The following is a 25159-nucleotide window of genomic DNA, read 5'->3' as shown; positions in this document are numbered from 1 at the left end:
TCGCATGCGCGCCGCCGTCGAGGGGCTGGCCACGCCCGATCCGCTGGGTCGGCGGCTACCCGCCGTCTACGCCGCCGACGACCTGGCCCAGCGCCTGACCGGCGCGTACGACCAGGTGATCGCGCCGGTGCACGCCACCCTGGACAACCTGTGGGCGTACTTCGACCCGGCGCTGGCCCCGCCCGACTTCGTGGACTGGCTCGGCGGCTGGGTCGCCGCCGGTGGCCCGCCCGACGGGGCCGGCGACGACCGGCGGCGGGTGGTCGCCGGTGCGGTCGGCCGGCACCGCGTACGCGGCACGGCCGCCGCGCTCGCCGAGGAGGTGCGGCTGGCCACGGGGATCGCTGCGGAGATCGTCGAGAGCGGCGGCACCGCCTGGTCGGCCACCCCCGGCGGCGCGCTGCCCGGGTCGCCCGAGCCGGCCCTGACGGTGCGGATCCGCGTCGCCGAGCCGGGTCCGGCGCTCGCGGCGCGGCTGCGGGCGGTCATCGAGGCGAACCGGCCGGCGCACGTGCCGTACACGGTGGAGGTGCTGCCGCCCGACGGCGGACCGGCGACGGGCGGGGCGCGGTGAGGACCTGCGACAACTGCGGTGCCGAGGTTTCCCCCGGCGACGGGTTCTGCGGCAACTGCGGTGCGTTCCTCGCCTGGAACGATCCCACGCCGCCGCCCGCCCCGGCGGCCACAGTCCACGACGCCACGGCCGAGCCCGTCGCGGACGCCGGGGCCGAGCCCGCCGCGGCCGTCGAGGACACCGCCGCCGAGCCCGCCGCGGCCGTCGAGGACACCGCCGCCGAGCCCGTCGCGGACGCCGGGGACACCGCCGCGCGGCGGGCCGCCGCGCTCGTCGTACCGGTGCGCCCCGCCGACGACGACGGCCCCGGCAGGCCGCCCGACCCGGTGCCCGCGTCGGCCCCCGCCGAGCCGCCGCCCGCCGCCGACCAGCCCCGCGCGGTGCAGCCGGGGCTGCCCGTGGCCCCCGCGCCGGTGGTCCGCGACTTCGCCGGGGACACCGCCGGCGCGCCGGGCGACGTGGTCTGCCCGGCCTGCGGCACCGGCAACCCGGCGGGCCGGTCGTTCTGCCGCCGCTGCGGCGGGCCGCTGGCCGCGCCGATGGGCCCGGCGGGGGCCGTGCCGTGGTGGCGTCGCCTGCACTGGCCCCGGCGGCGCCCCGGCCGGGGCGGGCTGCGCCGGCTGCTCACGGTGCTGGTCGTCCTGGCCCTGCTCGCCGTGGCGGTCTGGGCGGCGGTCCGGTTCGGTCCCCGGGCCGTCGACGCGGTGCGGGACCGCACGGCGACGCCCGAGGCCGTCCTGCCCAGCGCCGTGGTGGCCTCCAGCGAGGCGCGCGGGCACCCCGCCCGGTCCGTCGTGGACGGGCTGAACAACCGCTACTGGGCGCCCGCCGCCGACCGGCCCGCCACCGGCCAGTACGTGGAGCTGACCTTCGACCCGCCGATCCGGCTGATGGACCTGATCGTGCACACCGGGGCGTCGCCGCAGCAGGACGCCTTCGTCCGGCAGGCGCGCCCGGCCGAGCTGACGATGACCCTGTGGACCGGGGACGGCCCGAGCAGCGCCCGGCAGCTGCGGCTGACCGACCGGCCGGGGCCGCAGACCTTCCACCACGTGGTGGGCGGGGTGACCCGGCTCCGGTTGACGATCGACGCCAGCTACGGCGCGCAGCGGGGGCGGGAGGTGGCGCTGGCCGAGGTGGAGGTGTTCAGGCGGCCGTGACGTGCACGGGCCGGGCGGCCGACGGGTGGGTCACGCCCAGCGAGCGCAGCACCCGCTCGTACGTCTGCTGGCTGCGCCGGGACGCGGCCACGTCGCCGGCCCGCCGCTGCGCGGCCACGAGCAGCCGCCAGCCGTCGTCGTGGTAGCCGTCCAGCTCCAGCGCCCGCCGGGCGGCCAGCACCGCCGCCCGCGCCCGCCCCCGGTCCAGTTCCACCCGGGCGAGCAGCGCCGCCGCCTCCGTCGCCCGTGCCCGGTACCGTTCCCGGTCGGCGACCACCCATTCGGCGGCCCCGTCCTCGGGCAGCAGGTCACCGCCGTAGTGGTCGAGGGCGCCGCGCAGCGCCCCGGTGACCGCGGTGGCGTCGCCGGTCGGCCCGGCGTGCCGGGCGACGGCCAGCGCCGCCTCGAAGGCCAGCACGTCGCTGCCGCCGCCCGGCCCCGGGTCCAGCAAATACGACGACCCGTCCCGGACGACGAACCGGGACGCGCCCCGGGCCACCCCGGGCTCCAGGAAGGTGCGCAGCGTCGACACGCTCACGTGCAAATTGTTGACGGCGGCCCGTTCCGGCAGCTCCGGCCAGAGCGCCGCCATGATCCGGTCCCGGTGCACGGGCCGGCCGGCCTCGGCCGCCAGGTAGCGCATCAGGGCCCGGACCCGGGGCCGGACGCCCGACCAGGCCACCGGGACGCCGTCCAGTTCCAGCCGGAATCCGCCGAAGCACCGCAGCCACAGGCGGGGGTGTTCTGCCGCAACGATCGGGCGATCCCTCGAAATCATGTGATCTGTCTCCCTTGCCGCCACGGCGACGCCGACCGCGCGCCGGCACGCGCCGGACGCCGACACCGGGCCGCGCGGGGCGACGACGCCGGGGCGGCCCAGGCGCGACGGCCGGTGCTGGGGAGGTGGCGACGTCGACGCCGCGGGGGACAGTGTGCGCGGCGCGCGGGGGACATGGACAGCCGTCATTTTGGGGACTTCTCCGGCATCTACCATCGGTAGCGCTCGGTACACGCTGGAGTTCGGGCACCCCTCCTTCCCGGGAGCAACCTGATGCCGACCGTCGATCCACCCGACGCCGGCCCCGCGCCGGTCGTCGTCCGGTGGGACCGCCTGACCGGCGAACGCTGGCCGGAGCTGGCCACGCTCACCGCCGACGGGCTGGTGCTGCTCGTGCTGCCCCGCGCCACCACGGTCGACCCGCTGGCGTTGCTCGCCGCCGGGGCCCGGGCCGTCCTGCGCGACGGCGACGGCGTCGACGAGCTGGAGCTGGCCCGGTCGGCGGTGCTCACCGGCGGGTCGTACCTGTCGCGGAGCGTGGCGGCGCTGGTCGGCGGCCGACCGGACGGCGGCGGCCGGGCGTCGCCGGGCGGGTCGGAAGTGTCGCTCGGCCCCCGCGAGGTGGAGACCCTGCGGTGCATCGCGCAGGGCCTCACCCACCGGCAGGTCGCCCACCGCCTCGGGGTGACGGAGCAGACCGTCAACACGTACGCCAAGCGGCTGCGCCGCAAGCTCGGGGCGGCCAACAAGGCGGAGCTGACCCGGCGGGCGGTGGAACTCGGCTATTTGTCGGTGTGAACCCGTTCTTGCCGGTCATCTTGCCTCGCCCCGCCACCCGCAGCGTAGTTGACTGCTCACCGAGGGGTGGGGCGATGTTCGACGTGTGTGTGGTGGTGGCCGAGCCGTTGGCCCGGCGCGGGGTGCGCCAGCTCATCGACGGCAACGACCGGGTGCGGAGCCTGCGCACCGTCGACGCGGTGGGCGAGGTGGCGGCCGGGACGGTGGCGGTCGTGGTCCTGGTCGACCCGCCACCGCAGGTGCTCCGCTGGTCGTGCGCCCGGCACCCGACGCTGGTGATGGTGCCGGAGTCCGCGGAGGGCGCGACGCTGGACGCGATCCGGGCCGGCGCCCGCTCGGTGGTGACCACCGCGACCGAGCGGGTCCACCTGTGGACGGCCCTCGACGTGGTCGCGGCCGGCGGGTTCTACCTGTGCCCGACGCTGTCGGCGCGGCTCCGGGCCTGCGCGACCGGCCCGGAGGCGGGGCGGCCGGCGGCCGGCGGAGGTCGGGCCCCGGCCTGCGCGCCGGGGCCCGGCCCCGGCCGCGACCGGGCGCGCTTCCGGCCGCCCGGCCGCCCGGCGCTCGCCCCCCGCGAGGCGGCGACGCTAACGCTGATCGCCCAGGGGCTGACGCACGCCCAGGCCGCGCGCCGGCTGGGCATCTCCGAGGCGACGGTGAACACCTACCTCACCCGGATCAGGTCCAAGTTGGACGTCGGGAACAAGGCGGAGCTGACCCGCGAGGCGATCACCCTCGGCCTGGTGCGGCGGCGGTCGGGGAGCACCGACCCGGTCACCTGAGGGAGCCGGGCCCGCCGGCCCCTGGGCTGGCTGCTGGCCGTGTCGCCGCGCCCCGACCGCGCAGGTGGGCGGCCAGCCGCCCCCGGGCCGCCTCCCGGTCCCCGGCCGCCTCGTCACCGGCGAACCGCTCGGCGGCGAACAGCGCCAGCAGCGTGTGCAGGACGTACCGGCCGGGGGCCGCGCCGGTGCCGAGCAGTCCCGCGTCGACCAGCCTGTCGAGTCGGTCCTCGGCGACCGGCACCGGCTCGCCGGACAGCGCCGCGACCACCGGCGCGGTGTACTCCGGCAGCGGGGCCGCGCCCAGCAGCCGGAACGTGCGCCGGACGGATGGGTCGAGCAGCCGGTACGACCGTTCGAACGCCCCCCGCACCTGGATGTCGCCGGCCCGCAGCAGGTCGAGCCGGCGCTGCTCGTCGCGGAGCCGCTCGACGAAGCACCGCGCGCTCCACTCGGGCCGGACCGCGAGTCGGTTCGCGGCAGCCCGGACGGCGAGCGGCAGCCCGCCGCAGAGCCGGCCCAGCTCCGCCGCCGCCGGGTCGTCGGCGGCGATCCGCCCGCCACCCACCGACGCGGCGAGCAGGGTGCGCGTCTCGGCGTCGGACAGCACGCCCAGCGGCATCCGGTCCGCCCCGACCAGCCCGGCCAGGGCGTTGCGGCTGGACACCAGCACCAGCCAGCCCGGCCCGCCCGGCAGCAGGGGCCGCACCTGCGCCTCGTCGCGCGCGTCGTCCAGCACCAGCAGCCCGCGGCGGGCGGCCGCGAGGGTGCGCCACAGGGTCAGCCGGGCGTCCGTGGCAGGCGGTGGGGCCGCCACGCCGAGGGCGGTCAGCAGTTGGTCGAGGGCCTGCGCCGGGGTCGTCGGCTCGTCGTCCATGCCCCGCAGGTCCACGTACAGGGGCCCGCCCGGGAAGCGGCGCGCCAGCTCGTGTGCGGCGTGCACCACCAGGCTGGACTTGCCGACCCCGGGCGCGCCGCTGACGACCACGACCCGGCTGACGCCGGACCGTCCGGCCGCCTCGGCCGCGCCGGCCAGCCGGCGCAGTTCCCCGGCCCGGCCGGCGAAGTCGGCGAGGTCACCGGGGAGGGAGCCCGCCCCGTCGTCCCACCCGCCCCCGCGGGCCGCGGTGAGCAACCGGGACCGGTCCGGCTCGGAGAGGCTGAGGCGGTCGGCCAGTTCCTGCACGGTGCGGCGCTGCGGCCGGGCCACGCGGCCGAGCTCCAGGTTCCGCACCGTACGCACGGCGACGCCCGCGAGGTCGGCCAGCTCCTCCTGGGTCAGGCCGGCGTCCGTGCGGTGCCGCCGCAGCAGGGCCCCCAGCCGGCCGTTCATCCCGACGCCACCGAGACGCCGACCCCATCCGTGAACGTCACCCCACGGATAGTTACAGAAACCGAGGGCCGGTGCCCAACCCCGGCCCCGCCCGACGGGGTCACGGGGCGTCGACGGTCCTGCGGCGCTCGGCCCGGAAACGCGACGGGGTCACCGCGTAGTGGGTGAGGAACGCCTGGCGCAGCGACTCGGTGGAGCCGAAGCCGCACCGCCGGGCCACCGCCGCGAGCGGCAGCGCGGTCGACGTCAGCAGGTGCGCGGCGGCCTCGGTGCGCGCCCGCCGCACGTACTGGGCGGGGGTCGACCCGGCGTGGGCGAGGAAGAGCCGGGAGAGCTGCCGCTCGCTGACCCCGGCGAGCCGGGCCAGGGCGGCGGTGCCGAGGTCGTCGGCCAGATGGGTGGCGATGTGGCTACGGGCCCGGCGCACCACGAGGTCGTCGGTCGAGCAGCGGGCCAGGAACATGCTCAGTTGTGCCTGGGCGCCGGGGCGTTGCAGGTAGGCGACCACGCCCAGCGCGACGCCCCGCGCCAGGGCCATGCCGTGGTCCTCCTCGACGAAGGCGAGGGTGAGGTCGAGGGCGCTGGTGACGCCGCCGGAGGTGGCGACGTTGCCGTCGCGGATGTAGATCGGCTCCGGGTCGACGGTGACGTCGGGATAGCTGCGGGCGAGCTGGTCGGCGTACATCCAGTGGCTGGTGGCCCGGCGGTTGGCGAGCAGGCCGGCCTCGGCGAGCACGGTCGCCCCGGTGCACACCGACGCGACCCGGCGGGCCAGCGCCGCCAGCCGGCGCACGTGGCCGGTCACCAGCGGGTTGGCGGCGGCCCGCGTGTGGCCCAGGCCGCCGGAGACGACCAGCGTGTCGACGGGGCCCGTGCACCGCTCCAGCGTCTCCTGGGCGCAGAGTCGCAGGCCGGAGTCGCAGGTGATGGGCTGCCCGCCGGGCGTGGCCAGCACGATCCGGTACGGCGGGTCCGCGCCGATGCGGTTGGCGATGTCCAGGCTGGAGCTGACGCAGGCGATGTCGATCAGCTCCGCGCCCTCGTAGCCGACGATCAGGACCGTTCTCTCCCCCATCGCCCCACCGTACGAGACGACCGGAAAAGATCGATCACGACTTATAGTGTGGCCATGGCGTGGCAACCGGTGATGGCGATCGACGAGGCGCGGGCGTGGCTCGCCGAGATCCTGTCCGGCACCGACCGGCTCCGGGTGGAGGCGATCGACGGCGGCCGGGTGGTCTGCGCCGCCGGCCCCGACGGGCTCGAACGCCGCATCGACGGGGCGCTGTCCGGGCCGGCCATGTTCTGGGCGATCGACCTGGCCGGCTTCGTCGCGGTGAACGTGCTGGTCGGGCCGGCGCCCGCGATGGCGCTGGCCAACAGCAGCATCAGCTTCCTGGAGCCGGCCGAGCCCGGCGTGCTGCGGGTCGCCGCCGAGGTGGTCAACATCGCCAGCCGCTCGGCGGTCGTGGACGCGCGGGCCACGGACCACCGTGGCCGCCTGGTCGCCATGGCCACGCTGCACTTCGCGCTGCCGTCGCGGGCCGCCCGCGCGGCCACGCTCGCCGCCCAGGCCGGGGCGGAGAGGGCTCAGGCCGGGGCGGAGAGGTAGGTGCCGCGCTGCCACGGGTAGCCGGGCAGCGAGACGACCGCCCGGCCGGGCGGGGCCGGCACCGGCTCGTCCGCGCCGAGCGCCCGCACGGCCGGGTGCGCCTCGCCTGCGGCCAGGGCCGCCAGCGCCGCCGCCGCGCCGGCCGGCTCGGCCGCCTCGACCCACACCGCGTGCTTGAGCCGGGTGCGGCCGCCGGTGGCGGTCGACGCGAACGCCGGGTAGTCCGCGTCGGGCAGGGCGGCCAGGTGCGCCGCGTACCGGCCGGCCAGCTCGGCGAGCGCGCCCGGGGTGGCGGCCGACACGGGGAAGCCGCGCGGGGCGGGCACCGCTGCGGCCGGCTCGGGCGGCGGTGCCGGGGACAGCACCGCGAAGGCGTTGGTGCCGCTCATCCCGTACGAGCTCGTCGACGCGCAGGGGCCCAGCCGGTCGTCCCAGGGCACCGCCACCGCCGCGATCTCGATGCCGGTGCCCGCGAGGTCGACGCGCGGGTTGAGCTCCCGGTAGTTGGCCTGCGGGGCGATCGTGCGGTGGTGCAGGCACAGCACGGCCTTCACCAGCCCGAGCACCCCGGCGGCCGACTCGGTGTGGCCGACGTTGCCCTTCACCGAGCCCACGTACAGCGGGCGGCCGTCGCGGCGGCCGAGCGCGGCCACGACCGCCTCCAGCTCGGACGGGTCGCCCAGCGGGGTGCCGGTGCCGTGCGCCTCGTGGTAGCCGACGTCCCGCGCGGACACGCCGGCCGCCGCGAGGACGGTGTCGATGAGCCCCGCCTGGGCCGACACGTTCGGCGTCGTGAACGTCGCCGTGCGCCCGTCGTGGTTGATGCCGGTGCCGCCGATCACCGCGAGGACGCGGTCGTGGTCCCGGCGGGCGTCGGCGAGCCGCTTGAGCACCAGCAGGCCGCAGCCCTCGCCCCGGACGAACCCGTTCGCGTCGGCGTCGAACGGGCGGGAGCGGCCCTGCGGCGACAGCGCGCCGGTCTGCGCCACCGCCCGGGTGGTGCCCGGGGCGAGGACCAGGTTGACGCCGCCCGCGAGGGCCACGTCGCAGTCGCCGGCGGCCAGCGCCCGGCACGCGGTGTGCACGGACACCAGCGACGACGAGCACGCCGTGTCCAGCGCGAACACCGGACCCCCCAACCCGAGGGTGTACGCGACCCGGCCGGCGGCGAACGCGTGGCCGTTGCCGATGGTCCAGTACGAGTTGGGGTCGCCGGAGAGCCACTGCCAGTAGTCCCGGCCGGTGATGCCGACGAACACGCCGGTGGACGCGGCGACGGCGGCGACGGGGATCGCCGCGTGCTCGAACGCCTCCCAGGCGACCTCCAGCAGCAGCCGGTGCTGCGGGTCGAGCACCCGGGCCTCCTTCGGCGCGATGCCGAAGAACTTCGGGTCGAAGTCGAACGCCCCGTCGAGGTATCCGCCCCGGGTGACCATGCCGTCCCACGCCGCGCCGAACGCGTCGCGCCGGTCGGCCGGCAGGTCGCCGGTGAGGTCGCGGGCGTGCAGGATGGCCGACCAGTACGCGTCGAGGTCGGCGATGCCGCCCGGCGCGCGGACGGCCATCCCGACCACCGCGATGGGTGTGCCCACTACAGGACCCGGTGCATCCAGCCGTGGGTGTCCTCGGCCCGGCCGTACTGGATGTCCAGCAGGTGGGTGCGGAACTGGCGGGTGTACTTGCCGGGGGTGCCGTCGCCGACCGGGGCGGAGAACTCCTCGCTCTTGAACCCGATGATCGGGGTGATCACGGCGGCGGTGCCGGCCGCGAACGCCTCCGTGACCGTGCCGTCGGCGAGCCCGTCGCGGATCTCGTCCATGCCGATCGACCGCTGCACCGGGTCGAGGCCGTGCTCGGCGGCGAGCGCCAGCACGCTGTCGCGGGTCACCCCGTCGAGGATGGTGCCGAGGCTCGGGGTGACGAGCTGCTGGTCGCGGGTCACGAAGAAGACGTTCATGGTGCCCGACTCGTCGATGTCGCGCCGCTGCTCGCCGCCCAGGTAGAGCACCTGCTCGCAGCCGTGCCCCAGCGCCTCGCGCTGCGGGGCGAGGCTCGCGGCGTAGTTGCCGCCGCACTTGGCCGCGCCGGTGCCGCCGATCGACGCCCGGCTGTACTTCGTGGAGATCCACAGGGTCACGCCGGTGACCCCGTTCGGGAAGTACGACCCGGCCGGGCAGGCGATCACGCAGTAGGTGACCTGCTGCGCCGGCCGCACCCCGAGGAACGCCTCCGCGGCGAACATGAACGGGCGCAGGTAGAGGCTCTGCTCCCCGCCGTACGGCGGCACCCACGCCTCGTCGGCGCGGACCAGCGCGGCGACGGACTCGACGAAGGTTTCCTCGTCCAGCTCGGGCAGGACGAGCCGGTCGGCGGACGCGGCGAACCGGCGCGCGTTGAGGCCGGGCCGGAACAGCCAGATGCTGCCGTCGGCGCGGCGGAACGCCTTGAGCCCTTCGAGGATCTCCTGCGCGTAGTGCAGGACGGCCGCCCCGGGGTGCAGGGTGAACGGGGCCAGCGCGGTGACCTGGTGGTCGTGCCAGCCCGCGTCCGGCGTCCACGTCACGGTGACCATGTGGTCGGTGAAGTGCCGGCCGAACCCGGGATCGGCGAGGATCTCCTCCCGCTGCTGCTGGGGAGTCGGGTGGTCGGTTCGCCTCAACCGGAACTCGGCGGTCATCTGGGCTCTCCTCGGGACGGTGGCTCGGTGAAGACGGCGACGCAGTTCTGCCCGCCGAAGCCGAAGGCGTTGGTGAGCGCGGCCCGCACCGGCATCTCCCTGGCCTGGTGCGGCACGTAGTCCAGGTCGCACTCCGGGTCCGGCTCGTGCAGGTTGATCGTGGGCGGCACGACCTGCTCGCGGATCGCCATGGCGCACACCATCGCGCCGAGCGCCCCGGCCGCGCCGATCAGGTGGCCGAGCATCGACTTGGGCGCGCTGACCGCCACCCGGTCGGCGGCGTCGCCGAGCGCGGCACGGATCGCGACGGTCTCCGTGCGGTCGTTGGCCTTCGTCGAGGTGCCGTGGGCGCAGATGTAGTCGACGTCGTCGGGGCGCAGCCCGGAGCGGGCCACGGCCTGCCGGATCGCGGCGGCGGCGTGCACGCCGCCCGGGGCGGGGGCGCTCACGTGGAACGCGTCGCTGGTCAGCGCGCCACCGGCGAGGGTGGCATAGGGGGTGGCCCCCCGGCGGCGGGCGTGCTCGGCCGACTCCAGGACCAGCACCACCGCGCCCTCGCCGAAGACGAAGCCGTCGCGGTCGGCGGAGAACGGCCGGCTGGCGCCCGCCGGGTCGGCGTTGCGCTCGGACATCGCGCCCATGCTCACCAGGCCGGCGAACATGGCCGGGGTGATCGCCGCGTCGGTGCCGCCGCAGACGACCACGTCCGCCTCGCCGCTGAGGATCAGGCGGCGGGCGTCGAGCAGCGCGTACGCGCCGCTGGCGCAGGCCAGGGCGCTGGCGTTGACCGGCCCGTGCGCGCCCAGGTCGATGGCGATCTCGCAGGCCGGCATGTTGGTCAGGGAGGACGGCACGAACTGGGCGCTGGGCGCGGACGGCACGGGCGCGAGGAGCCCCCGGGTGGCCGCCTCGACGGTGTCGAAGCCGGCGACGGCCGCGTTGACCACCACGCCCACCCGGTCGGCGTGGTCGGGGTCGACGGTCAGGCCCGCGTCGGCGACCGCCTCCCGCGCGGCGACGACCGCGAACTGGCTGAACCGCGCCATCCGGCGGGCCCGCTTCGGGGTGAAGTGCGCCGCCGGGTCGAAGCCCCGCACCTCGGCGGCGATGCGGGTGGGCAGGTCGGCGGCGTCGAACGCGGTGATCGCGCCGACGCCGGACTTGCCGGCCAGCAGGCCGTGCCAGGTGCTCTCCCGGTCGAGGCCGAGCGGCGTGACGGCGCCGATGCCGGTGATGACGACGTCGCCCCCTACCATCCCGCCACGGCCCCACTTCTCAGGCATCGAACGACCCACCGCAGACTATCAATCGCCGTGACCGCGCGGCAGGCGTCCGTGCGGCGGTCGCCGCTCCCGCCGGTCGTCCCGGGGACCCGGCCGGTCATGCCGGCCGCCCCGGGCCGCGCGCCGCGACGGGCACGCCCCGCCAGGCGTCGGGCCCGGCCCCGGCGGGCGGGGCCGCCACGCAGGCGACGTACCCGTCGGGGGCGGCCACGCCCGTGCGGCCCGGCAGCAGGTCGAGCACGCGCCGGTGCAACTCCTCCGGTACGGCCGAGGCGTCGGCGACGTACGCCGTCAGCCCGGTGCCCGGCGCGGGCCCGGCGGCGAGGACGGCGACCTCGACGCCCCCGGCCGCCTCGCGGACCAGCTCCGCCACGTCGGCGGGGCGCACCCAGCCGGCGGGGGTACGCACCCAGTCCGCGCCCCGGACGGCGGGGGTGAGGCCGATCCGGCCGGGGATCTCGGCGACGCCGATCTCGTCGGCGACCGCGTCGCACAGCAGCGTCTCGATGCCCCGCACGATGGTCTCGCCGAGCGCACCCGGCAGGTACGTCGTGTCCACCAGCAGGCCGAGGCGGCAGACCCCCTCCCCGGCGTTGCTGGCGGCGACCATGAACTTCATGTCGCTGCGGGGCAGCGGGTCCAGCCGCGTGTAGCGGGACCCGGCGCGCAGCTCGGCGAGCCGGTCCGGCCCCGGTTCCGGGCCGGTGACGGCCCAGTCGTTGCCCCGGTGCCCGTTGTTGAAGTAGGTGGACAGGTCAAACGACACGCCCCGCCGCCGGCCCACCTCCTCGACCACCGTCCGGACGGCGCGCGGGTCGCACTGCGCCCGGCGGTACGCGTCGAACGCCGGCCGGTGCGTCTGCCGGACGGCGGTGAGCAGGTCCACGTCGCGCGGGACGGTGAACGCCAGCAGCGCGTCCAGGGTGTTCAGCGCGATCAGGTCGCGGCTGCGCCGGTCGAGCCGGTTGCCCGTGATCAGCTTGAGCACGGCCGTGTCGTGGCCGTTGTAGGCGGTCAGGACGAGCGTGGTGAGGCAGAGCAGCACGGTCGAGAACGACGTGCGGGTGCGCGCCGCGAGGGTGGCCGCCGCCGCGGCCACCGCCGCCGAGTCGAGCAGGTGCCGCTCGATGGGCTGGTCGCCGGTGGCCGCGCGCGGCAGGTCGAACATGGACGCCGGCGCGGCGGACAGGCCCTGTTCCCAGTGCCGGAGCCCGAGCCGGCTCTGCTGCTGGCCGGCGGGTGATCCCTCGAAGGCGGCCTGCTCCAGCGCCTGCGGCACGCCCTCACCGGCCGACGGCTGCGCACCGACGGGCGACGCCGACTGCGGCACGGCGACCGGCGGCGACGCCTGCTCCGGCTGGTCCTGCTCGCCGGTGAGCCCGGCGAGCAGGAGGTCGACGAACGTGTTGAACGCCCAGCCGTCGAACGCCAGGTGCGACCCGACGAACGCCACGGCGGTGACCCGGCGCTCCCCGTCGACGACGCAGCCGACCCGCAGCGGCCACTCGGCCTCGTGGTCGAACGCGGTCTCCGCCAACCGCCCGGCCAGCTCCTCCGCGACGCGCGCCGGGTCGTCGTGCCCGTCCGCCACCACGACGTCGTACGCCCCCGAGGCGTGGACCTCCTGGCGGGGCTGGCCCGACCGGGCCACGTACCGGGTCCGCAGCGTCTGGTGCGCCTCGACCAGGCCCCGCAGGGTCGCGAGCAGCCGGGCCTGCCCGACGGGTTCGGCGAGCACGAGGGGCTGGCCGATGTTGAACTGGTTCGCCTCCTTGCCGAACCACTGCATCGCGTCCCACATCACGCTCTGCGCCCAGGTCAGCGGCCCGGACGCGGCCTCGCCGACGGCGAACGGCAGGTCGAGCACGGCCGGGTCCGGCGGGCCGTCGGTGGTCGCGTCACGCACGGTGCCCCCCGTTCACCGGCGCGGCGGCCGGGCGACCGCCCTTCGGGGTGAGCCGCAGCGGCAGGTGGTCGAGCCCCCGGAACGCCGGGCTGGGGATCTTGACCAGCTCGCCGATCAGCTCGATGTCGTCGGTGCGCTCGATGAGCAGGCGCAGGAACGTCGCCGCTTGGAGGCGGGCCAGGTGCATGCCGACGCAGGTGTGGATGCCCGCCCCGAAACCCAGGTGCCCGTCGGTGCGGCGGTCGATCCGGTAGGCGTTGGGGTCGGGGAACTTGCGCGGGTCGCGGTTGGCCGCCGCGAACGACAGCTCGACCCGGGCGTCCCTCGGGATGGTGGTGTTGCCGACGACGACGTCGGTCGTGGCGGTGCGGAAGACGTTCTGCACGGGCGGGTAGAAGCGGGCCGTCTCCTCGATCGTCGCCGGGATCAGGTCGGGCCGGCTGCGCACCAGGCGGAACTGGTCGGGGTGGTTCAGCAGGGCGTCCAACATGTTGCCCAGGAAGTGCGTCATGGTCTCCTGGCCGCCGACGAGCAGGGTGAGGCAGAGCCAGAGGATCTCGTTCTCGGTCACCCCGCCCTTCTCGGCGGCGGCGAACAGCTTCGACACCACGTCGCTGCGGGGCGGCTGCGCCCGGCGCTCCTCCAGCAGCCCACCGAGGAAGGTGGACAGGCCGGCGACGGAGGAGAGCGCGGACTTGGCGGCCCGCAGCCGCAGCGCGTTCTCGTCGGGGTCGTCCGGGGCGTCCTCGCCGACCTTCGCGTTGGCGATGAAGCTCTCCAGCACCCCGGCGGTCAGCTTCAGCTTGGCGAGGTTGTCGCTGGGCACCCCGACGATCGTGGTGACGACCTTGACGGGCAGCAGGATGATCGCCTGCTGGACGAGGTCGATGTCGCCGGTGGCGACGGCCTCGTCGAGCAGCTCGCCGCAGACCTGCTCGATGAACGGCCGCCAGAACTGCACGCCACGGGGCGAGAAGTCGTGCCGGATCAGCCCGCGCATCCGGGTGTGGTCGGGCTGGTCGAGCCCGAACAGCACGGGCAGCGTGGACCGGTGGTAGGCGATCCCCTCGGCCGAGGAGAGGCCGCCGTGGTCCTTCGCCGCCGCGCGCACGTGGTCGTACCGGATGACCAGCCACATGTCGCGGTCGGCCAGGTACAGCGGCTCCTCGTGGCGCAGCAGCTCCGCGTACGCGGGATAGGGGTCGTCCATGGCGCTCGGGGAGAAGGGGTCGAACTCTGCGGTGTGCGTTGCGCTGGTCACTGACGGGTCCTCCGGACTTCGCTGTGGCTGGTGGGCCGGACGTCGGCGTCCACCCCGGTCACCGGTACGCCCTCGCCTGCAGCTCGAACATCTCCGCGTAGAGGCCGTCGGCGGCGATCAGGTCGGCGTGGCCGCCCAGCTCGGCGACCCGGCCGTCGGCGAGCACCACGATCAGGTCGGCCAACTGGACGGTGGAGAAGCGGTGCGACACGAACACGCTGACCGCGCCGGTGGCGGCGGCGACCCGGGCGGCCTGGAGGCGGTACCGCTCGAACATCGCGTGTTCGGCCTCGGCGTCGAGGGCGGCGGCGGGCTCGTCGAGGACGACCAGCAGGGGGTCGTCGCGCATGAACGCCCGGCCGAGGGCGAGCTTCTGCCACTGGCCGCCGGAGAGTTCGGCCCCGTCGGCGTACTCGCGGCCGAGCTGGGTGTCGAGGCCGGCTTCGAGCTGCCCGACGAGGTCGCCGGCGCCGGCGCGCTCCAGCGCGGCACGCACCGCCGGCTCGTCGTCGAGCCGGGGCAGGTCACCGACGCCGACGGTCCGCCGGGCCGGCAGTTCGAGGCGGACGAAGTCCTGGAAGCCGGCCGCGATTCGGGCCCGCCACCCGGGCAGCGGCAGGTCGGCCAGGTCGACGCCGTCGACGAGGACCCGGCCGGCGGTCGGGCGCAGCAGCCCGCAGACGAGCTTGACGAGGGTGGTCTTGCCGGCGCCGTTGTCGCCGACGATCGCCACGGTCGCGCCCGCCGGCAGGTGCAGGTCGAGGTTGGCGAGCACCGGCTGTTCCCCGCCGGGGTAGCGCAGCTCGACGCCGACGAGCCGGATGCCGTCGCGCAGCCGCTCCGGCGGCGGCGACCCGGCCGGCGGGGCGGGTGAGCCGGCGGGGCCGGGCGGGTCAGTGGGGCCGGGCGGGTCAGCGGAACCGGCGGGTCGGGCCTCGTCCCGGTCGGCGCGCTCCCCGGCCCGGACCAGTTCGTGGACCTCGTCGAGCCGCTGGTAGACGCTGCGCAGCCGCTGGAGGTCCTGGAGGACACCGACCGCGGCGGCCACCTGCTGGTTGACCTGCGCCGCGATGGTGATGACCAGGATGACGTCGCCCACGCCCCGGCGGCCGGCGACGGCGTCGCGCAGGATCAGGAGCACGGCGGCGATGTAGCCGCCCGCGAACGCCAACTGCCCGAGCATGCGGACGAGGCTCGCCACGGCCTGCGTGCGCCACAGCCGCCGGGTGGCGTCCTGCCAGAACGCGCCGTGCCGGCGGCGTACCTCCTGTTCCAGGCCGAAGACCCGCAGCTCCTTGCCGGACGCGGCGTGGGTGGCGAGGCGGAACAGGCCCAGGGCCCGGCGGGTGGACTCGGCGCTGGCCTCCCGAGACCGGTCCACCATCCGCTCCGCCCGCCGGCCGGCCAGCAGCGGCGGCACGGCGACCAGCGGCAGCAACAGCAGCAGCGGGTGCAGCGAGGCGAGCACCGCCGTCGTCAGCGTCATGGACACGGCCAGGCCGACGCCGGTCAGCACCGCCTGGAGGCCGACGCGGAGCTGCTCGACGTCCTCCTCCAGGATCCTGACCTTGTCGGCGAACTCGGGCTGCTCGAAGTGGGCCATCCCGGCCGAGCCGTTGGTGGCGTCCATCAGCTCCTGGTGCAGGTGCAGGACGTCCAGCTCCGACAGCTCGAAGTAGGCGATGTGCGCGAAGTGGCCGAGGGTGAGGCCGGCGATCAGCAGCACCGCCACGGCGACCCCGGCGAGGCTCGCGGCGACCGGCCGCCCGGCGTTCGCGGCCTCGAACAGGACGCGCAGCATGATCGCCACCAGGGGCCACGCCGCCGCGCCGGCGACGACGAGCACCAGCGCCGTGACGGCCTTGCGCCGGTCCTGCCGCAGCGAGGTCCGCCACAGCGACCAGGCGGCCGACAGCAGTCCGCGACTCATCCGAGGCTCCGTTCCTGTCCGATCTCCGCCGGCGCGCCGTCGCCCTCCGGGCCGCCCGGGTCGTCGCCGTCCGGGTGGTCCGGGTCGCCGTCCGGGCGGTCGTCGAGGAACCGGGCCGCCTGCAACTCGAACAGCCGGGCGTACCGGCCGCCGTGGCGCAACAGTTCGTCGTGCGAGCCCTGCTCGACGACGCGCCCCTCGGCCAGCACGACGATGTGGTCGGCGCGGCGCACGGTGGCGAACCGGTGCGAGATGAGGACCGTGGTGACGCCCGCCGTGGCGGCGATGATCTCGTCGAAGAACCGCGCCTCGGCGCGGACGTCCAGGCTGGCCGTCGGCTCGTCGAGCACGAGCACCGACGCGCCGTGGCGGACGGCGAACAGCGCCCGGGCGATGGCGAGCCGCTGCCACTGGCCGCCGGAGAGGTCCACCCCGCCGCGCAGCTGCCCGGACAGCGGGGTGTCCAGCCCTCGCGGCAGCGCGTCGAGCGTGCCCAGGATGCCCGCCGCCTCGGCCGCCGCCCGGATGCCGGCGAGGTCACCGGCGTGCCCGGCGGCACCGAGCGCGATGTTGTCGGCGGCGCTGGCCTCGTACCGCAGGTAGTCCTGGAAGATCACGGCGAGGTTGCCGCGCCAGCGCGCCACGGGCAGGGCGTCGACGGGCTGCCCGCCCACGGTGATCCGGCCCGAGGTCGGGGTCGCCAGCCGGGCGAGCAGCTTGACCAGGGTGGTCTTGCCGGCGCCGTTGAGCCCCACGATCGCGGTGCACCTGCCCGGGGGCAGGGTGAGGTCGAGGTCGGTGAACACGGGCGCGGACCGGTGCGGGTAGCGGTAGGACACCGCCTCGAACCGGATCGGCACGGCGGCGGGCGGCGCGCCCGGCTCCCCGGCCGGGCGCGGCGCGGGCACCGGCGGGGGTGTCGATGCGGGCCCGGGAACGAGGGCGGGGGCTTGGTCCGGGGCGGACCGGGCCCGCATGCCGGCGCGGAACTCGTCGACCGCCCGGTAGGCGTTCATGCCGAACTGGGTCTGCACGTCGGCCTCGGGATAGAACTCGCCGAGCTGGATCGCCGCCAGGACGGCCTGGATGACCAGCGCCAGCCGGGTGAGGTCGACCTCCCGCTGCCCGCCGGCAAGGCCCAGCGCGGCGAGGACCGCGACGAGCACCACCAGCCCGAGGGCCGTGTAGCCGAAGTAGGGCCGCAGGTAGACGCGGCGCCGCTCGGCCCAGACCGGGCGCATCCAGTCCAGGTACGCCGCCGCGTACTGCTCGCGCAGCCACGGCAGGAGACCGAAGACGCGGATCTCCTTGGCGGCCGGCTTGCCCGTGGCGACGGAGCGGAAGTATGTCAGCCGGCGCACCCGGGCCACGATCGTGCCGTAGATCGCCGCGTACTTGCGCAGGCCACCGCGCTGGCCGTGGCGGAACGCCAGGACGGCGGCGAGCAGGCCCACGCCCGCGAACCAGGAGAACACGACGCCGACGACCACCGCGTACCCGGTGAGCTGGCCGTAGCGGGCGAGCAGCGCCAGCATCCCGGCGCAGGCGGCCCCGGGGCTCTGGATGCCCTGCTCCACCTCGCGGGACGCCTCGCTGAGCCGGTCGGTCAGCGCCCGGTCGTCCAGCGGTTCCATGCCCGGGCTGCTCAGCGCGGCGGCCATCAGCTCGTCGGCGACCCACCCGTCGACGCGGCGCTGGACCAGCAGCCCGGTGGTGAGCTGGAGCTGGGCCAGCAGCTGCTGCGCGCTGAGCGCGGCGGCGGCGACGACGAACGCGGTCACCAGCCGCCCGAACGCCGGCGAGTCCACGCCGTCGCGGACGGCGGCGGGCAGCCGCCCGACGAGCAGGCTCGTCATCACGATGAACAGCACCGGCGCGGCGGCCAGCAGCACGTTGTTGACGACGGCGGCGGTCACCGCCGCCCAGCCCGCGCGCGGCAGCAGCCGCAAGATGCGCCACCGGTCCACGGCGGTGCGCCGCAGCACGCCGAGCGCGGTAATGCGTTCCGGCCCGTCGACGGTCATACCCGTTCCTCGATCCCAGCGAGTTGGTCGGCGTGGTCCTGCGCGCGCCGGAACGCCTCCGCCGCCGCCGTGCCCTCGGCGAAGGCCCGCACCGCGTCCAGCCCGGCGGTGTCCCGCGCGCCGCCGACGACGTGGTGCCAGACGCCGGCCGCGCGCACCGTCGCCACGAGGCCGTCGTCGGGCACCTGCCCGGCGGCGATCACCACGGTGTCGGCGGGTACGACGCGCTCCTGTCCCTCGGCGTCGGCGAAGTGCACCCCGTCCGGGCTGATCCGCAGGTCGCGGACGCCGGGCACGACGTCGACCCGCTGCCGGCGCAGCTCGGCGAGCACCGCCCACCGCGTCGAGCGCCCCAGCCGGGAGCCGAGCCGGCGGCCCCGGTGCAGCACCGTGACCCGCCGTGCCGGCCCGGCCGGGTGGCTGGCCAGGTGCGCCACGTCCACGGCGACGCCGCCGCCGCCGATCACGACGACGCGTTCGGCCAGCGCCCCGTCGGCGAAGGCGGCCGGATAGTCGAGCACGTGCGGCAGGTCCGCGCCGGGAATGGCGACGGGCCGGGGCAGCACGCCGGTGGCGACGACCACCCCGTCGTAGCCGCCGAGCAGGTCCCGGTCGGCGGCGGTCATCCGACGGCCGGTGCGCAGCTCGACGTCGAGCCGGGCCAGCTCGGCGACGAGGAAGCCGATCGCGGCGAGGTAGTCGGCCTTGCCGGGCACCCGGCCCGCCAGCCGGAACTGGCCGCCGGGCTCGTCGGCGGCCTCGTACACGGTGACCCGGTGCCCGGCCAGCGCAAGCTCGCGGGCGGCCCTGAGGCCCGCCGGGCCGGCCCCGACGACGGCGACCCGGCGGGGCGACGCGGCGGGCGTCGCCGCCGGCTCGTGCTCGCGCCCGACCCGGGGGTTGACCATGCAGGACACCGGCTCGTCGGCCAGCGACCGGTCGATGCAGGACTGGTTGCAGGCCACGCAGACGTTCACCGGCCGGCCGGCGCGGGCGTTGGCGACCAGCGCCGGGTCGGCGAGGAACGGCCGCGCCATCGACACCAGGTCCAACGGCGTGCCGGCGAGGACGGCCTCGGCCTGCGACAGCCGGTTGATCCGGTTGCTGGCCAGCACGGGCAACGCGCCGACGGCCTCCTTGACCGCCGCCGCCACCGGCACCCAGTGCCCCGGCGGGACCACGGCCTGCACGGTGGGGACCGGGGACTCGTGCCAGCCGACCCCGACGTTGAGGGCGTCCGCACCGGCGGCGGCGAGCGCGCGGGCGTACGCCAGGACGTCGTCGCGGGTCGTGCCGCCGGCCATCAGGTCGTCACCGGTCATCCGCATGATGACCGGAAAGTCGGTGCCTACGGCCGCGCGCACCGCCCGGACCACCTCCACCGGGAAGCGGGACCGCCGCCGCGGGTCGCCGCCCCACTCGTCGTCGCGAAGGTTGGTCAGCGGGGAGAGGAACTGGTCGAGCAGGTAGCCCTCGGAGCCCATGATCTCCACGGCGGCGAAGCCGAGGTCGCGGGCGTGGGCGGCCCCCCGGGCGAAGTCCGCGACCGTGTGGGCGATGCCGGCGGCGTCGAGCGCGGTCGGGGTGTGCCGGGAGAAGGCGCTGTAGACGGCGGACGGGGCGACCGGGTGGGGGCCGCCCGCCGCCGGCCGGGCGTACCGGCCGGCGTGGAACAACTGCAGCGCGAGCAGCCCTCCGGCCGCGCGCACCTCGGCGGCGACGCGCCGCAGCCGGGCGCGGAAGCGGGCGTCGTCGAGCACGCCGTAGCCCGGCCCCCCGGCGCCCTCCGGGCTGACGGCCGCGCCGCCGGTCACCATCAGCCCGGCCCCGCCCCGGGCCCGCTCGACGTAGAACGCCGCCAGCGCCGCCCCGCCGTCGTCGCGGGCCTCCCAGCCCAGGTGCATGGCCCCGGTGACGACGCGGTGCGGCAGCGCCAGCCGGCCGATCCGGCCGGGGCGCAGCACGTGCTCCAGGCCGGACGTCATGTCAGGGGGGCGGTCAGGTCCTGGACGAACGGCGGCGAGACGATCGACAGTCCGCCGTCGGCGACGATCGTCTGCCCGGTGATGTACTCGGCCGCCGGGGAGAGCAGGAACGCGACGACGTCGGCGATCTCCTGGGCGGTGCCCATCCGGCCCTTGGGGATCTTGGGCAGCACCGTGGACAGCGGGGCCATCCCGGGCACGTCGTAGAAGTACTGCGACGACTCCGTCTCGATGATGCCGCCGTTGACGGCGTTGACGTTGATGCCGCGCCCGCCGAACTCCAGGGCCATGTAGCGCACCCACGCCTCGATCGCGGCCTTGGCCGCGCCGAGGTTCGCGTACGTGGGGTAGGCGCGGATGCTGCCGTAGCTGGACAGGGCCACGATCCGGCCGCCGTCGGGCATCAGCCGCACCGCGTGCTGGCAGCCGAGCACGAACGCGCGCAGGTTCATCGCGTACGAGCGGTCGAGGTGGTGCACCTTCAGGTCCATGATGTTCTTGAACGAGCTGGCCGCCGCGTTGCAGACGAAGTAGTCGAGGGTGCCGAACTCCTGCTCGGCGGCGGCGAACAGCCGGTCGATCTCCTCGGGCTGCTCGACGTCGGCGGCCACGGTGAGCGCCCGGCCGCCGAGCTGCTCGATCTCCTTGCGGACCTGGTCGGCCAGCTCCGCGTTCTTCTTGTAGTTGACGACGACCGAGCCGCCGCCCCGGGCCAGGGTGAGCGCGAGGGCCCGCCCGATGCCCCGGGAGCTGCCGGTGATCAGTGCGGTCTTGCCGTGGTAGCTCGTCACCGTTGCTCCGCCAGGATCTCTCGTGCGATGACCGTCTTCTGGATCTCGTTGGTGCCTTCCTCGAACCGCTGGGCGCGGGCGTCGCGGTAGACGCGCTCGATGGGGCTGCCCTCCCAGTAGCCGATGCCGCCGTGCGCCTGCAGCGCCTTGTCGGTGACCCGGGTCAGCATGTCGACGGAGACCAGCTTGGCCATCGAGGACAGCGCGTCCGCGTCGGCGGCCCCCGCCTCCCACCGCCGCGCCGCGTGCAGGGTGAGCTGCCGGGCGGCCTCGATGTCGGCGGCGTTCTCGGCGAGCGCGAAGGCGATCGCCTGGCGGGCGGTCAGCGGCTTGCCGAAGGTGACCCGGCGGCGCGCGTGGGCGACCGCCAGCTCCTGGGCGCGGCGGGCCAGTCCGACGCAGGTCATGGCGACGCCGATGCGGCTGGGGGTGAGGAAGCCGCCGAGGGCGACCGCGAGGCCCGCGCCCTCCTCGCCGAGCCGGTTGGCCACCGGCACCGGGGCCCCGTCGAAGATCAGGTGGGCGTGGTCGGTGCCGCGTACCCCCATGGTGTCGGCCATCGGCTCGACCCGGACGCCCGGGACGTGCCGGTCCACCATGAGCGCGACGGTGCCGTCCTTGCCGGTGGTGCCGGCGAGCCGGGCGAACAGCAGCCAGTAGTCGCAGCTCACCCCGAAGGTGATCAGGTGCTTCTCGCCGGAGAGGAGATAGGTGTCGCCGTCGCGGACCACGCTGGCGCGCAGGTCGGCCCCGGTGCCGGCGGTGGGTTCGGTGAGGGTGAACGCCACCCGCAGGTCGCCGGCCACCTGCGGGAGGACGAACCGCTTGCGCTGCTCGTCGGTGGCGAACTGGTCCATGGCCCGCCAGACGCCGTTGCAGACGTGCACGATCATCCGCAGCGACGCGTGGGACATGGAGAACAGTTCGAGCAGCCGCAGGTACTGCGTGAAGGAGAGCCCCGCGCCGCCGTACTCGGCCGGGGCGGCCAGCCGCAGGTAGCCACGGTCGCGCAGGTCGTCCCAGAGCTGCGGCGGGACCGCCCGGGTGCGCTCGATGGTCTCGGCGTACTCCTCGCCGGGCCCGCGGACGAACGCCTCGACCTCGCGGGCGAGCGTCGCGAACGCCTCGCCGTCGTCGTCGGTCACGTGGCCTCCTCGCTGATGATCTGCTTGAGCTGGTCTCGCAGCACGAACTTCTGCACCTTGCCGACCACGTTGCGGGGCAGCTCGGGCACGGTCTCCAGCCGCTCGGGCCAGTACTGCTTGGCGACCTTGCGCGCGTCCAGGAACCGCCGCATCCCGTCGAGCGTGAGCGGTTCCGGCGAACTCCCCGGCCCGGTCGCCTCCGCTGGCCCGGTCGCCTCCGCTGGCCCGGTCGCCTCCGGTGCCGGCTGCGGCACGACGAAGGCGCAGGCCCGCTCGCCGAGGCGCGGGTCCGGCATCGCGACGATCGCCACGTCGCGGACGGCCGGGTGGGTGTGCAGGAGCTGCTCCAGCTCGGCCACCGGGATCTTCTCCCCGCCCCGGTTGATGACGTCGCGCACCCGGCCGGTGATCCGGACGAAGCCGGCCTCGTCGATGACCGCCAGGTCCCCGCTGCGGTACCAGCCGTCCGGCGTCAGCGCGGCAGCCGTCCACTCCGGATGGTCTAGGTAGCCGGCGAAGAGGCAGTCGCCGCCGACCTCGAAGTTGCCCTCGGTGCCGGCGGGCAGGACGCTGCCGTCGTCGCCGGTGACCCGGATCCGCACGCCACGCAGCGCGCGGCCGTCCGTGCCCCAGGCGCGGGCCGGCTCGTCGGTCGGCGCGGCGAGCGTGCCGAGGCAGGACTCGGTGGAGCCCCACGCGCCGCACACCGCCGCCCCCAGGGTGCGGGTGGCCCGCTCGGCCAGCGTGCGGGGCACCGCCGCGCCGGTGGCGACGAAGACGCGCAGCGCCTCGGGCGGCCCGCCGCCGGTCTCGACGGCGTCCACCAGGTCGGCGAGGAACGGCGTGGCGGCCTGGACGAAGGTCGCGCCGGTGCGGTGCAGGGTGGCCAGGGCGGCGGGGCCGCTCCAGATGGGCTCCAGCACGACCGGCGCGCCGAGGACGAAGCCGACCCACATGCCGTAGAGGAAGCCGGTCTGGTGCGCCAGTGGCGACGGCACGTACAACCGGTCGGCTGCCGTGAGCCCGAGGTGGCGGGCCTGCATGGCCGCCGCGCGGGTCAGCGTGTCGGCGCGGTGCAGCACGCCCTTGGGCTGGCCGGACGTGCCCGAGGTGAACATGAGCTGGGCGAGGGCGTCCGGGGCGGGCCGGCGGGCGGCCAGGGCCGCCGCGTCGGGGCGCTGCCGCGCGAGGGCCCCGTCGAACCGCTGCCACCGCGCGGCCGGGCCGCCCTCCGGCGGCGAAACGGGCGCCACCGGACCCGCCGGTTCCGGGCCCGGGGACGCCGGGCCCGCCGGCAGCGGGCCGTCGCCGCCGACGACGAGGACGTGCGCCACGGCCGGCGCGCCGGGCGCGGCCAGCACCGACGCGGTCTCGGCGACGTGGTCGCGCCCCCGGAAGGCGGCGGGCACCACGAACACCCGCGCCCGCGAGCGGCGCAGCAGGTCGTCGACCTCCCGCTCGCGGAAGAACGGCATCATCGGGCAGCAGACCGCGCCGACGCGCAGGGTGGCGAGGGAGAGCACGACGAACTCGTGCCAGTTGGGCAGCTGCCAGGCGACCACGTCGCCCGGCCCGACGCCCAGCTCCAGCAGCAGCGCCGCCGCGGCGTCCGCGCGCCGGTCCAGCTCCCGCCAGGTGAGTACGCCGCCCGGCCGCCCCGGCGAGGCGGCCTCGATCACGGCGGCGGTGCCCGGGTGGGCGCGGGCGTGCCGGCGTACCAGGTCGGCGGGGCCGGTGGCGGCCAGCCGGGCCGGGGACGGCAGCGCCGCCGGCCGGGCCGGCTCCCGGTCGGCCGGCGGCCTGTCGACCGGTGCCCGGTCGACGGACATGTTCAGGCCGACCGCGTTCATCTGGTCGAGGAACTGCGGGTAGGAGATCCGGTGGGCGTTGGGGTAGGTGAGCCGGCTCTCGCCGGAGGCCCGGGACGCGGCCACGGCCAGGGCCATCAGCACCCGGTGGTCGTTGAACGACGACAGGTCGGCCTCCCGCAGCCGGTCCACGCCGTCGCAGACGAGCCGGTCGGCGTCCAGCCGCACCCGCCCGCCCATCCGGTTGAGCTGGAGCATCGCGGCCACCCGGTCGGACTCCTTGAGCCGCACGTGCGCCACGTTCTCCAGGACGGTGCTGCCCCGGGCGTGGGCCCCGAGCACGCTGAGCACCGGGAGCATGTCGGGCACGGCGCGGCAGTCGACGCGTACGCCGGCCAGCCGCGACCCGTCGTGCCGCACCCGGGTCCAGCCGGTGGCCGGGTCGCGCAGCAGCGGCAGGCCCATCTCCCGCAGGTGGTCCAGCAGGTCGGCCTCGGGGTGGTCGACCTCGCCCGACGGGCCGGCCGGCAGCCCCCGGAACAGGACGTCGGACGGGTGCAGGGCCGCCGCCGCCAGGCCGAAGGCCGCCGCGCCGACGTCGGGCGGCAGGTGGATCTCGGCGGGGGTGGCCCGCTGCCCCGGCTCGATCTCGAACCGCCGCCCGTCCGCGCCGACGCTCACGTGCAGGCCGAACCGTCGCATCATCGCGATGGTCAGGTCGACGTAGGAGCGCTCGTTGAACGGGCCGACGACGTCGACCACGGTCGGGCCCGTGGCGAACGGGCCGACCAGCAGCAGGCTGGAGATCCACTGCGAGAGGGTGCCCGGGATCTCCACCCGGCCCCCGGTCGGCGGACGGGCCGGGACCCGGATCGGCAGGAGCCCGCCGGTGGACCCGATCTCCACGCCGATGCCGGCCAGCGCGTCGAGCAGCGGGCCGATGGGCCGCCGCCGGAAGTACTTCTGGCCGGTGATGGTGACCGGCGACCCGGCCAGCGCGGCCAGCCCGGTCAGGAAGTAGAGCGTCGTGCCGGAGCTGCCGACCGAGACCTCCGGCCGGACCGGCCGGTAGGGGCCGCCCCGCACCACGAACGTGTCGTCATCGACGGTGATCGACGTGCCGAGGTCACGCAGGGCGCCGATGGTGTGGCGCACGTGGCCGGCGCCGCAGGCGCCGTGGATGCGGCTCGTCCCGTCGGCGAGCGACGCCAGCATCAGCGCGCGGTGGGCATGGTATTTCGATGCCGGTATGTCGAGTTCCCCCACGAGGGGTTCGCTGGTCCCCTTGATGACAAGACGCACGGTCGCTCCCCGC

General features: G+C 76.1%; 19 protein-coding genes. 5 read left to right on the top strand and 14 right to left on the bottom strand.

The annotated features are described in order from the left end of the window. The first annotated feature begins 4 nt into the window (after positions 1 to 4). Positions 5 to 574 (top strand): phage tail protein, encoded by a 570-nt coding sequence (locus LPA42_RS07520; protein WP_043960749.1) that lies wholly within the window; start codon positions 5 to 7, stop codon positions 572 to 574. Next, positions 571 to 1734 carry a zinc ribbon domain-containing protein gene (locus tag LPA42_RS07515; protein WP_077935097.1) on the top strand — a complete coding sequence of 388 codons (1164 nt, stop codon included), beginning with the start codon at positions 571 to 573 and terminating at the stop codon, positions 1732 to 1734. Before LPA42_RS07520 ends, LPA42_RS07515 begins: the two co-directional genes overlap by 4 nt. On the opposite strand, the gene LPA42_RS07510 is transcribed toward LPA42_RS07515, so the two are convergent. Beyond that, complete coding sequence (locus LPA42_RS07510) at positions 1721 to 2512, bottom strand: BTAD domain-containing putative transcriptional regulator (protein ID WP_158229346.1); 792 nt, start codon at positions 2510 to 2512, stop codon at positions 1721 to 1723. The two genes, LPA42_RS07515 and LPA42_RS07510, sit on opposite strands and share 14 nt — an antisense overlap. Before the next feature lie 273 nt (positions 2513 to 2785). On the opposite strand from LPA42_RS07510, the gene LPA42_RS07505 reads away from it, so the two are divergent. Together LPA42_RS07505 and LPA42_RS34130 are read left to right on the top strand one after the other, a co-directional pair. After that, on the top strand, positions 2786 to 3310 hold the full coding sequence (locus LPA42_RS07505; protein ID WP_096761530.1) for a LuxR C-terminal-related transcriptional regulator: 525 nt from the start codon (positions 2786 to 2788) through the stop codon (positions 3308 to 3310). A gap of 74 nt (positions 3311 to 3384) precedes the next feature. Further along, positions 3385 to 4092: a response regulator transcription factor gene (locus LPA42_RS34130; protein ID WP_077935099.1), complete on the top strand. Its 708-nt coding sequence runs from the start codon at positions 3385 to 3387 to the stop codon at positions 4090 to 4092. Here LPA42_RS34130 and LPA42_RS07495 read toward each other — a convergent pair. Beyond that, the gene (locus tag LPA42_RS07495; RefSeq protein ID WP_228986440.1) at positions 4085 to 5422 is read right to left on the bottom strand and encodes a helix-turn-helix domain-containing protein; all 1338 of its coding nucleotides are present in this window, start codon (positions 5420 to 5422) and stop codon (positions 4085 to 4087) included. The two genes, LPA42_RS34130 and LPA42_RS07495, sit on opposite strands and share 8 nt — an antisense overlap. Before the next feature lie 100 nt (positions 5423 to 5522). Next, positions 5523 to 6497: a GlxA family transcriptional regulator gene (locus LPA42_RS07490; protein ID WP_077935102.1), complete on the bottom strand. Its 975-nt coding sequence runs from the start codon at positions 6495 to 6497 to the stop codon at positions 5523 to 5525. Positions 6498 to 6551: 54 nt separating this feature from the next. Between LPA42_RS07490 and LPA42_RS07485 the strand changes: the two genes are divergently transcribed. Further along, entirely contained in the window at positions 6552 to 7034 is a 483-nt protein-coding gene (locus tag LPA42_RS07485) for a PaaI family thioesterase (RefSeq protein WP_077935103.1), read from the top strand. On the opposite strand, the gene LPA42_RS07480 is transcribed toward LPA42_RS07485, so the two are convergent. From LPA42_RS07480 to aroA, 11 genes are all read right to left on the bottom strand, one after another. Beyond that, positions 7013 to 8626: a polyketide synthase gene (locus tag LPA42_RS07480; protein ID WP_228986439.1), complete on the bottom strand. Its 1614-nt coding sequence runs from the start codon at positions 8624 to 8626 to the stop codon at positions 7013 to 7015. The genes LPA42_RS07485 and LPA42_RS07480 overlap by 22 nt on opposite strands. Further along, on the bottom strand, positions 8626 to 9711 hold the full coding sequence (locus LPA42_RS07475; RefSeq protein WP_077935104.1) for a branched-chain amino acid aminotransferase: 1086 nt from the start codon (positions 9709 to 9711) through the stop codon (positions 8626 to 8628). Before LPA42_RS07475 ends, LPA42_RS07480 begins: the two co-directional genes overlap by 1 nt. Beyond that, on the bottom strand, positions 9708 to 10967 hold the full coding sequence (fabF, locus tag LPA42_RS07470) for a beta-ketoacyl-ACP synthase II (protein ID WP_077935105.1): 1260 nt from the start codon (positions 10965 to 10967) through the stop codon (positions 9708 to 9710). Before fabF ends, LPA42_RS07475 begins: the two co-directional genes overlap by 4 nt. A 124-nt stretch (positions 10968 to 11091) precedes the next feature. Further along, entirely contained in the window at positions 11092 to 12900 is a 1809-nt protein-coding gene (locus LPA42_RS07465; RefSeq protein ID WP_077935106.1) for a condensation domain-containing protein, read from the bottom strand. Then, positions 12893 to 14161 carry a cytochrome P450 gene (locus tag LPA42_RS34375; protein ID WP_077935107.1) on the bottom strand — a complete coding sequence of 423 codons (1269 nt, stop codon included), beginning with the start codon at positions 14159 to 14161 and terminating at the stop codon, positions 12893 to 12895. The genes LPA42_RS07465 and LPA42_RS34375 overlap by 8 nt, the downstream gene beginning before the upstream one ends. Before the next feature lie 58 nt (positions 14162 to 14219). After that, positions 14220 to 16091: an ABC transporter ATP-binding protein gene (locus LPA42_RS07455; RefSeq protein ID WP_228986438.1), complete on the bottom strand. Its 1872-nt coding sequence runs from the start codon at positions 16089 to 16091 to the stop codon at positions 14220 to 14222. Then, positions 16088 to 18115 (bottom strand): ABC transporter ATP-binding protein, encoded by a 2028-nt coding sequence (locus LPA42_RS07450; RefSeq protein WP_077935109.1) that lies wholly within the window; start codon positions 18113 to 18115, stop codon positions 16088 to 16090. Before LPA42_RS07450 ends, LPA42_RS07455 begins: the two co-directional genes overlap by 4 nt. Then, entirely contained in the window at positions 18112 to 20100 is a 1989-nt protein-coding gene (locus tag LPA42_RS07445; protein ID WP_077935110.1) for an FAD-dependent oxidoreductase, read from the bottom strand. The genes LPA42_RS07450 and LPA42_RS07445 overlap by 4 nt, the downstream gene beginning before the upstream one ends. Then, positions 20097 to 20891, bottom strand: a complete 795-nt coding sequence (locus tag LPA42_RS07440) for an SDR family oxidoreductase (RefSeq protein WP_077935111.1) — start codon at positions 20889 to 20891, stop codon at positions 20097 to 20099. The genes LPA42_RS07445 and LPA42_RS07440 overlap by 4 nt, the downstream gene beginning before the upstream one ends. After that, positions 20888 to 22036 carry an acyl-CoA dehydrogenase family protein gene (locus LPA42_RS07435; RefSeq protein WP_077935112.1) on the bottom strand — a complete coding sequence of 383 codons (1149 nt, stop codon included), beginning with the start codon at positions 22034 to 22036 and terminating at the stop codon, positions 20888 to 20890. The genes LPA42_RS07440 and LPA42_RS07435 overlap by 4 nt, the downstream gene beginning before the upstream one ends. Beyond that, positions 22033 to 25146, bottom strand: a complete 3114-nt coding sequence (gene aroA, locus LPA42_RS07430; RefSeq protein WP_077935113.1) for a 3-phosphoshikimate 1-carboxyvinyltransferase — start codon at positions 25144 to 25146, stop codon at positions 22033 to 22035. The genes LPA42_RS07435 and aroA overlap by 4 nt, the downstream gene beginning before the upstream one ends. Positions 25147 to 25159 lie beyond the last annotated feature (13 nt).

The organism is Micromonospora sp. DH13 (assembly GCF_020873825.1).
GTDB classification, from domain to species: Bacteria; Actinomycetota; Actinomycetes; order Mycobacteriales; family Micromonosporaceae; genus Micromonospora; species Micromonospora haikouensis.
Note: the sequence above shows the minus strand (reverse complement) of the source record. Positions and strands in the feature narration are given on the sequence as shown.